General features: G+C 63.3%; 11 protein-coding genes. 9 read left to right on the top strand and 2 right to left on the bottom strand.

Annotated features, from left to right (window positions below; translation table 11 throughout):
• The 3 genes from WCE35_RS19485 to cynS all read left to right on the top strand — a co-directional run.
• The coding region (locus WCE35_RS19485) for an endonuclease domain-containing protein (protein WP_424594955.1) at positions 1-326 on the top strand (326 nt) is incomplete at its 5' end.
• Positions 327-453: 127 nt separating this feature from the next.
• A complete protein-coding gene (locus WCE35_RS19480; RefSeq protein WP_424594954.1) occupies positions 454-945 on the top strand; it encodes a GlcG/HbpS family heme-binding protein in 492 nt (163 codons plus the stop codon).
• Positions 946-1,140: 195 nt separating this feature from the next.
• A complete protein-coding gene (cynS, locus tag WCE35_RS19475) occupies positions 1,141-1,629 on the top strand; it encodes a cyanase (RefSeq protein WP_424594953.1) in 489 nt (162 codons plus the stop codon).
• Between the two features lie 79 nt (positions 1,630-1,708).
• Here the strand turns inward: cynS and WCE35_RS19470 are convergent, their stop codons facing one another.
• A complete protein-coding gene (locus tag WCE35_RS19470) occupies positions 1,709-2,032 on the bottom strand; it encodes a DUF1476 domain-containing protein (RefSeq protein WP_424594952.1) in 324 nt (107 codons plus the stop codon).
• 312 nt (positions 2,033-2,344) lie between these two features.
• On the opposite strand from WCE35_RS19470, the gene purC reads away from it, so the two are divergent.
• The 5 genes from purC (at position 2,345) to WCE35_RS19445 (ending at position 5,357) form a co-directional block, all read left to right on the top strand.
• The gene (gene purC / locus WCE35_RS19465) at positions 2,345-3,112 is read left to right on the top strand and encodes a phosphoribosylaminoimidazolesuccinocarboxamide synthase (protein ID WP_171708996.1); all 768 of its coding nucleotides are present in this window, start codon (positions 2,345-2,347) and stop codon (positions 3,110-3,112) included.
• An 8-nt stretch (positions 3,113-3,120) separates the two neighbouring features.
• Positions 3,121-3,363, top strand: coding sequence for a phosphoribosylformylglycinamidine synthase subunit PurS (gene purS / locus WCE35_RS19460; RefSeq protein WP_424594951.1), 243 nt, complete (start codon positions 3,121-3,123; stop codon positions 3,361-3,363).
• Positions 3,364-3,366: 3 nt separating this feature from the next.
• On the top strand, positions 3,367-3,534 hold the full coding sequence (locus tag WCE35_RS19455; protein WP_424594950.1) for a hypothetical protein: 168 nt from the start codon (positions 3,367-3,369) through the stop codon (positions 3,532-3,534).
• Positions 3,531-4,232, top strand: coding sequence for a phosphoribosylformylglycinamidine synthase subunit PurQ (gene purQ / locus WCE35_RS19450; RefSeq protein ID WP_424594949.1), 702 nt, complete (start codon positions 3,531-3,533; stop codon positions 4,230-4,232). The genes WCE35_RS19455 and purQ overlap by 4 nt, the downstream gene beginning before the upstream one ends.
• Positions 4,233-4,619: 387 nt before the next feature.
• Positions 4,620-5,357: a hypothetical protein gene (locus WCE35_RS19445; protein ID WP_424594948.1), complete on the top strand. Its 738-nt coding sequence runs from the start codon at positions 4,620-4,622 to the stop codon at positions 5,355-5,357.
• A gap of 86 nt (positions 5,358-5,443) precedes the next feature.
• Here the strand turns inward: WCE35_RS19445 and WCE35_RS19440 are convergent, their stop codons facing one another.
• The gene (locus WCE35_RS19440; RefSeq protein WP_424594947.1) at positions 5,444-6,379 is read right to left on the bottom strand and encodes a DMT family transporter; all 936 of its coding nucleotides are present in this window, start codon (positions 6,377-6,379) and stop codon (positions 5,444-5,446) included.
• 251 nt (positions 6,380-6,630) lie between these two features.
• Between WCE35_RS19440 and purL the strand changes: the two genes are divergently transcribed.
• On the top strand, positions 6,631-8,720 hold a 2,090-nt coding region (gene purL / locus WCE35_RS19435), incomplete at its 3' end, for a phosphoribosylformylglycinamidine synthase subunit PurL (RefSeq protein ID WP_424594946.1).

Raw genomic sequence — 8,720 nt, 5'->3', positions numbered from 1 at the left:
TGGCGCGGCTGTTGCGGCGAAACCCGACCGACGCCGAGCGCATCCTGTGGCAGGCGCTGACCCGTGACCGCCGCTTTGCCGGGCAGTTCAAGCGGCAGACGCCGGTCGGCCGCCATATTCCCGATTTCGTCTCCTTCGTGCACCGGATCGCGATCGAGCTGGAAAACCCCGGCGAGACCGAGCTTATTGTCAGCGACCGCGCCGCGCGGCAGACGTGGCTGGAAGCCCGCGGCTACCGCGTGATCAGAATGCGCGTTGCTGATGTCGAGCGCGATCTGGCCGGCGAACTGGCGCGGCTCGAAACGAGCCTGCTCGAGTGTCGCTAGACACCGTTGCCGCCGGCCTTCGCTTTGCAGCAACGCAGCCGGCGAATTTCCTCGATCCGCGCGGGACTAATTCACCCGCGTGGGGGTATAACAGGCTACGAAACCATGAATTTTCACGGAGGCTAGAATGCGTGTCGTCAGTGTTGCCGTCGTTGCGTCCGCGTCCATGCTTGTTGCTTTACCAGCCCTCGCGCAGGCCCCCCAGGTGGAGAAGAACATATCGATGGCGATGGCGATGGCGGTCATGCAGGGCGCGCTCGATCAGTGCACCAAGGACGGCTACAAGGTTTCGATCGTGATCGTCGACAAGGGCGGCAACGTGGCGGCCTCCATCAAGGGCGACGGCACCAACCCCCACACCATGGAGTTTGCGCGCCTGAAGGCTTACACGGCCCGCACCCGCGGCCAGACTTCGCTTGCCACCCAGAAGCAGATGGAAGATCCCGCCTTCAGCTTCCTGAGGCAGATTCCGCAAATCGTCGGCGTCGGCGGCGGCGTTCCGATCAAGGCCGGCAACGAGCTCATTGGCGGTGTCGGCGTATCCGGCGCGCCGGGCGGCGAAAAGGACGAAGCCTGTGCCAATGCGGGCATCGCCAAGGTCGCGGACGCGCTCAAGTAGCGCGGAGCGGATAGCCAATTGGACAGCGACGAGCTGCGTTGCCGCGCTGCTCGTTCGCTTCGGCTTCTTCAGTTTTGAAGGCCCGAACAAATTGCCCGCCGCCAGTCCAGCGGTGTCGGCGACGCCGGGATTGCGCGACATCATGGCGACGACGATGGCGCCGTCCGGGCATGACGAACGAGAGGGAGAAACCTCATGAAACGAGAAGACCTCACCGAAAAGCTGCTCGACATCAAGCGCGAGAAAGGCTGGAGCTGGAAACACATCTGCGACAAGATCGGCGGCTATTCGGAAGTGCTGATCGTCGGCGCCGTCATGGGCCAGATGAAATTGACAAAACCGCAGGCCGCCAATGCCGGCGAACTGTTCGGCCTGTCGAAATCCGAGATTGCGATGCTCAACGAGGTGCCGATGCGCGGCACCGGCACGCCGATGCCGCCGACCGATCCCTTGATCTATCGCTTCTACGAGATGGTGATGGTCAACGGCCCGGCGTGGAAGGCGCTGATCGAGGAGGAATTCGGCGACGGCATCATGTCGGCGATCGATTTCGACATGGCGATCGAGCGGGTCGCCAATCCCAGGGGCGACCGCGTCAAGATCACGATGTCAGGCAAGTTTTTGCCCTATAAATACTACGGCGCCAGCGGCAACGTGCCGGAATATGGCTTCAAGGAGGGTTGACGTCCAGGACGCGAATGGCGAATGGCGAGTAGCGAATGGAGTTTCCTATTCGCTATTCGCCACTCCCTATTCGCCCGCTTCACGTCCCCGCCTTCACCTGCGCGATCGCCTGCGCCATCAGCTCGTCCATCTTGGCACGAAGCTGCGGTTCGGTGAGCGCCACGCCCTTGGCGGCAAGATCGCCCATCACCTTGCGGACCACGTCGCCGTCGCCGGCCTCCTCAAGGTCGGCCGCGACCACCTCCTTGGCGTAAGCGGTGGCGGCATCGCCCGACATGCCGAGCTTTTCGGCCACCCACATTCCGAGCAGCCGGTTGTGGCGCGCTTTCGCCTTGAATTTCTGCTCCTCGTCGAACGCAAACTTTCGCTCGAAACCTTCCTCGCGTTTGTCGAATGTGGTCATGTCCCGGGTTCCAATCCCTGCCAGATGGAGGAGGGGCACGGTATTGCGGCAACCCTCTCGCTCCCTAGATAGACAGGGCGAATCGGCAAAACAACGGGCCGTTAAGCCGCAGGCCAGGCGGTATAAGTTGGGCCCAATTGGGCCGGGTCGATTGTGCTGGAAGGGCCAATCGGATAGGTTGCCAACCAAGCTTGGTTCTCGTTCTGTTTCCCCGTTCCAGGCCTCCGCGGCAGCTCCGTCGCGGGTTTCGTCATCCCTTGTCATCCGGAGCACACCAGATTCATGGATTTCAACAAAACACGGTACATCCCAATGAGCCGTCGACGCCGCATTTATGAAGGCAAGGCCAAGGTCCTGTATGAGGGCCCGGAGCCGGGAACCCTGATCCAGCACTTCAAGGACGATGCGACCGCGTTCAATGCCAAGAAACACCAGGTGATCGAGGGCAAGGGCGTCCTCAACAACCGGATTTCGGAGTACCTGTTTCAGCACCTCAACGACATCGGGGTGCCAACCCATTTCATCCGCCGCCTCAACATGCGCGAGCAGCTGATTCGCGAGGTCGAGATCGTGCCGCTGGAGGTGGTGGTGCGGAACGTGGCGGCGGGATCGCTGTCGCAGCGCCTCGGCATCGAGGAGGGCACCCAACTGCCGCGCTCGATCATCGAGTTCTACTACAAGAACGACCAACTCAACGACCCGATGGTGTCCGAAGAGCACATCACCGCGTTCGGCTGGGCGACGCCGCAGGAAATCGACGACATCATGGCCCTCGCCATCCGCGTCAACGACTTCCTCACCGGGCTGTTTCTCGGCATCGGCATCCGGCTGGTTGATTTCAAGATGGAATGCGGGCGCCTGTTCGAGAACGAGATGATGCGGATCATCGTCGCGGATGAAATCTCACCCGACTCCTGCCGGCTGTGGGACATCAAGTCGAACGAAAAACTCGACAAGGACCGTTTCCGCCGGGATCTCGGCGGGCTCCTGGAAGCCTATACCGAGGTGGCAAAGCGGCTCGGCATTTTGATGGAGAACGAGCGGCCCGCGGGCACCGGTCCGGTGCTGGTGAAGAGCTGAGGCAAGACGTGAAAGCGCGCGTCACCGTTACGCTGAAGTCGGGCATCCTCGACCCCCAGGGCAAGGCCATCGAAGGCGCGCTGAAGTCGCTCGGCGTCGAGGGCATCGCCAGCGTGCGCCAGGGCAAGGTGTTCGACATCGAACTGTCCGGCTCCGACAAGGCCGGGGCGGAGGCGGCGCTGAAAGCCGCCGCCGACAAGCTGTTGGCGAACACGGTGATCGAGAACTACCGGGTCGAAGTTCTGGGCTAGGTCGTGACTGAGATAACCAATCAACAGATTTATGATCTGCTGCTTGAAATCTCGCGCGATGTTGCCGAACTTGACGTCTCAATTGACGAGCTTCTGCTGGATATGAAAGCCATCAATCAAGAGCTATCGGTCGGTAGACAGCTCTTGAACCAGCAGGTTTGTCCGAAATGAAATCCGCCGTTCTCGTCTTCCCCGGAATCAATCGTGAGCGCGACATGGCGCGCGCGCTCAGGCTCGCCTCGGGCCATGAGCCCAAGATGGTCTGGCACGCCGAGACCGCGCTTCCCGCGGGCACCGACCTCGTGGTGGTGCCCGGCGGATTTTCCTATGGCGATTATCTGCGCTGCGGGGCGATTGCCGCGCGCGCGCCGGTGATGGATGCGGTCCGCGCCTTTGCCGCCCAGGGCGGCCTCGTGCTCGGCGTCTGCAACGGCTTTCAGATCCTCTGCGAGGCCGGCCTTTTGCCGGGCGTGCTGATGCGCAATGCGCGGCTGAAATTCATCTGCAAGGACGTTCATCTGCGGGTCGAGCGCTCGGATACGCCGTTCACCCGCGGCTACAATGCCGGGCAGGTGATCCGCGTGCCGGTGGCGCATGGCGAGGGCAATTACGAGGCCGACGAGGCGACGATCCAGCGGCTGGAGGGTGAGGGCCGGGTGCTTTACCGCTACTGCTCCGCCGGCGGCGTGGTGGATGAGAACTCAAACATCAACGGCGCCGCGCATTCGATCGCCGGCATCGTCAACGAACGCGGCAACGTGCTCGGCATGATGCCGCATCCGGAAAACCACGTCGAAGACATCATGGGCTGCACCGACGGCCGCGGCCTGTTCGCGGGGCTGGCCGCGCATCTGGAAAAAGCGGCGTGAGTCCGCTTGCGTCGAGGCCCCCGGCAAGATCAATCTCGGCCATGCCGGCATCGGCTTCGCGCACCACGCGATGAGGTATCAGCCAACGCCGATCCAGGACGAGCCATCCTTGTCGGACAGGGTATGGCCGTGTTGCGGGATGATGGAGGAGTGCCGCTGATTTGCCCGACGTGTCAAATGTTTTCGCACCATCGCTCCAGGCATCATGCCAGCAACGGCTACTTTGCATGGGGTTGTTTTCCATATTTTGAGGTGGGCCGCGGCTGGTGACTGTCATATTCCTGCCGTTTCGATCGGAGAATAAAACAACCGGGGATTGTTTGGCGGCGCCTGCCAAGCGAGCAAGGCGGCGGCCGACACAATCTGATCGCATAGCTGGAATTCGCCATGCCCGTTGCGTTGGTCATATTGCTGCTCGATATCACGCTGGTTTATCACGCATCGCGAACCGGGCGTCTGCAACCCTGGGCCTTCATCATCCTGATGGTGCCGCTCGTCGGTGCGCTCGCCTACATCGTGGTCGAACTGGTGCCGGAATGGCTAAGCGGGCCGGGAGCCCAACAGGCGCGCAAGCGCGTCGCCGGCAGGCTCGATCCGGAAAAGCTGTATCGTGAGTTATCCGATCGGCTTGCCAACGCCGATACGATTGCCAATCGCGCCGCGCTGGCCGCCGAGTGCCTGAAGGTCGCGCGATTCGACGAGGCCGAAGCCCACTACGATCACATCCTGAAGCTGCCGATGGGCAGCGAGCCGAACTATGCGCTCGGCAAGGCGCAAGCTGAATTCGGTCGCAATCGTCCGGCTGACGTGCTCGCGACCCTGGACGATCTGCAAAAGCGCTGGCCCGGCTTTCAATCGGCCGAGGGCCATCTGCTCTATGCGCGTGCACTGGCCGAAGTCGGGCGTGTCGACGAAGCGCTCGACGAATACCATGCGCTCGCCGCCTACTTCCCCGGCGCCGAGGCGCGAGTCCGGTACGGCATGCTGCTGCGTATGGTGGGCCGCACGGCCGAGGCCAGGGTGGTATTCAACGAACTGCTGCTTCAGATGAAACGCGCGCCCAAATACCTGCGCGAGGCCCAGGCCGAATGGCTGTCGATCGCCGAGAAGCAATTGTCGGCTTGAATGCCCGGCACGGGCGGACGCGACAGCCGGGTGTGAAAGATCGATGGCAGGTGTTCATGGCTTGAAGGGGGACCGCGGCCGGTTCTTCAGTCGCGCGCGCCGCCGGTCCAGCGCAATTTGTACCGGTTGCTCGGAATGGTCATGGCGGCGACGCCGGCCATCACCAGCAGCAGTCCGAGCCCGAGGTTGCTCGGCACGGTTTCGCCGAGCAGGGCGACCGACAGGCCGACGCCGATGGGAATGCGCAAGTATCCCTGCGCGTTGGTGGTCAGCGTGCCCAATCGCGTCAGGCACATGTAGAACAGCATCAGCCCGAGCGCGCTCGAGAAAATCCCCATGGTGAGGGTGGCGACCAGCGCTTCAGCCGTGGGCCGCAAGGTCCAGGGATGATCGACGATCAGCGAAGCCGGCAGCAGCACGAGGCCGCCGAACAGCAGCGAGCCCGCCGCCACCACCATCGGGTCGTAATCCGACAGCCGCAGTCCGAAGATGGTGGCACAGGCAAAGGAGATGGTGGCGAGCAGGATCACGACCTCGGCCAGGATATCGGCGCCAAGGCCGCCGAGCGCATCGAGGCCAATGATCACGGCGGTTCCGGCGAGCCCGATGACGGCGCCGACCAGCTTGAGCAGCGTCGCCGGCTCGTGCCGCGTAATGCCCCAGGTGATGAGGAAGGCGAAGATCGGCGTCGTCGAGGCCAGCACCACGGTCGCTGCCGCCGGCACATATTGTTGCGCCCAGGTGATCATCAAAAACGGAATCGTCGAATTGATGGTCTGCTGGAAGGCGAACAGCTTCCAGGCTTTGGCGTCGGTTGGAATTCGAATTCCGCGTGCGCGCAGGATGACGAGGAGGAAGGTTGCTGCGATCAGCGAGCGCGCCGAGATGAAGGTGATCGGAGGGATCGAGCCGATGCCGATCTTGGTCAGCGGATAGGTCGAGCTCCAGCAGCACGCCAGCGCCAGCAGCAGCGCATAATCGCGCCAGCCGCGACGGGGCTGTAGGATCGAACTAGGTGGCAACGGCGCTGGCTGCCGGCGAGACCTTGAACTTCACCCGCTTGATGGTCTCGGTTTTGGCGAGGTCGTTCACGAAATTCGGTCTTCCTTTGCCTGGTTCCAATCCTTAAATCCGATCCGTGCGCGATGTGCAAATGGCGGTCGGCCGGCCCTGCGGCCGCAAAGCTCTGGACAGCGGGAAAATGCGCCATAAAAGACCTTTTCCGGCCTGTCCGATCTCCCTAATAAGAGACCTCAATCGCTATAGCAGCCTCATGAACGAACCCCAGATCACCGCCGAACTCGTCGCCAGCCATGGGCTGAAACCGGACGAGTATGAGCGCATCCTGAAGCTGATCGGGCGGGTGCCGAGTTTCACCGAGCTCGGGATTTTCTCGGCGATGTGGAACGAGCACTGCTCGTACAAATCCTCCCGCATCCATCTGCGCGGCCTGCCGACCACGGCGCCCTGGGTGATCCAGGGACCGGGCGAGAATGCCGGCGTCATCGATATCGGCGACGGCCAGGCGGTGGTGTTCAAGATGGAGAGCCACAACCATCCGAGCTATATCGAGCCCTATCAGGGCGCGACCACCGGCGTCGGCGGCATTTTGCGCGACGTCTTTACGATGGGCGCGCGCCCGATCGCCTGCCTCAACGCGCTGAGCTTTGGCGCGCCCGAGCATCCCAGGACCCGCCACCTCGTCTCCGGCGTGGTCGCCGGCGTCGGCGGCTACGGCAATTCGTTCGGAGTGCCGACCGTCGGCGGGCAGGTGCGTTTCCACACCCGCTATGACGGCAACATCCTCGTCAATGCGATGGCGGTCGGCCTCGCCGACACGAACAAGATTTTCTACGCGGCAGCGTCCGGCGTCAACATGCCGATCGTTTATCTCGGCTCCAAGACCGGCCGCGACGGCATTCACGGCGCCTCGATGGCGTCGGCCGAATTCGACGACGACTCAGCCGAGAAGCGGCCGACCGTGCAGGTCGGCGATCCCTTCGCCGAAAAACTGCTGCTGGAAGCCTGCCTCGAGATCATGGCAGCCGGTTGCGTGATCGCGATCCAGGACATGGGCGCGGCGGGCCTGACCTGCTCGGCGGTCGAGATGGGCGCCAAGGGCGATCTCGGCGTCGATCTCGATCTCGACGCGGTGCCGACCCGCGAGACCGGCATGAGCGCCTATGAGATGATGCTCTCGGAAAGCCAGGAGCGCATGCTCATGGTGCTGAAGCCCGAGAAGGAAAAACAGGCGGAGGCGATCTTCCGCAAATGGGGGCTGGACTTCGCGGTCGTCGGCTACACCACGCCGAGCAAGCGCTTTGTGGTGAAGCATGGCGGCGACGTCATGGCCGATCTGCCGATCAAGCAACTGGGCGACGAGGCGCCGCTCTATGACCGGCCGCATGTCGCGTCGGCGCCGTTGCCGGTGATCCATGCGCGTGACGTGAAGGCGCCGATTGGGATCATGCCGGCGCTGGAAAAACTGATCGGCTCGCCCGAGCTGTGCTCAAAGCGCTGGGTCTGGGAACAATACGATCACGTCATTCTCGGCAATACCGTGCAGCGCCCCGGCGGCGACGCCGCGGTGGTGCGGGTGCAGGACGGACCGAAGGGACTGGCGCTCACCGTCGACGTCACGCCGCGCTATTGCGAGGCCGATCCATATCAGGGCGGCATGCAGGCGGTGGCCGAAGCCTGGCGCAACATCACCGCGGTCGGCGGACGGCCGCTCGCGATCACCGACAATCTCAATTTCGGCAATCCGGAACGCCCCGAAATCATGGGCCAGTTCGTCGGCTGCCTGAAGGGCATTTCGCAAGCCTGCCGCGCGCTCGACTTCCCGGTCGTGTCCGGCAATGTCTCGCTCTACAACGAGACCCGATTTCCTGGAGAAGAATTGGGCCGCGGCATCTTGCCGACGCCCTCGATCGGCGGCGTCGGGCTGCTCGACGATTTCACCAGGTCGGCGACGCTTTCGTTCAAGGTCGCCGATGAGGCGATCCTGCTGATCGGCGACACCCACGGCTGGCTCGGGCAATCGGTTTATCTGCGCGACATCTGCGGCCGCGAAGCGGGCGCGCCGCCGCCGGTCGACCTGGCCGCCGAGAAGCGCAACGGCGACGTGGTGCGCGGCATGGTCCATGCCGGCACCGCGACCGCGGTGCACGACGTCTCCGACGGCGGGCTGTTGATCGCACTCGCCGAGATGGCGATGTCAGGCGGCATCGGCGCGCAGTTGCTGGCGGCGCCGGCATCGCTGGTGCCGCATGCGTACTGGTTCGGCGAGGACCAGGCGCGTTACATCGTCACGGTGCCGGCGGAGCAAGCTGGCCTGGTGCTGGCCAAGATGAAGGGCGCCGG

It is taken from the genome of Bradyrhizobium sp. (assembly GCF_049691595.1).
GTDB lineage: Bacteria > Pseudomonadota > Alphaproteobacteria > Rhizobiales > Xanthobacteraceae > Bradyrhizobium.
The sequence above is the reverse complement of the archived record's forward strand: the minus strand, read 5'-3'. Positions and strand labels throughout refer to the sequence as shown.

What these genes read in the sequence shown, in the direction of transcription:
- WCE35_RS19480 (WP_424594954.1), top strand. Translation starts at nt 454, where the DNA reads ATGCGTGTCGTCAGTGTTGCCGTCGTTGCGTCCGCGTCCATGCTTGTT.
- cynS (WP_424594953.1), top strand. Translation starts at nt 1,141, where the DNA reads ATGAAACGAGAAGACCTCACCGAAAAGCTGCTCGACATCAAGCGCGAG.
- WCE35_RS19470 (WP_424594952.1), bottom strand. Translation starts at nt 2,032, where the DNA reads ATGACCACATTCGACAAACGCGAGGAAGGTTTCGAGCGAAAGTTTGCG.
- purC (WP_171708996.1), top strand. Translation starts at nt 2,345, where the DNA reads ATGAGCCGTCGACGCCGCATTTATGAAGGCAAGGCCAAGGTCCTGTAT.
- purQ (WP_424594949.1), top strand. Translation starts at nt 3,531, where the DNA reads ATGAAATCCGCCGTTCTCGTCTTCCCCGGAATCAATCGTGAGCGCGAC.
- WCE35_RS19445 (WP_424594948.1), top strand. Translation starts at nt 4,620, where the DNA reads ATGCCCGTTGCGTTGGTCATATTGCTGCTCGATATCACGCTGGTTTAT.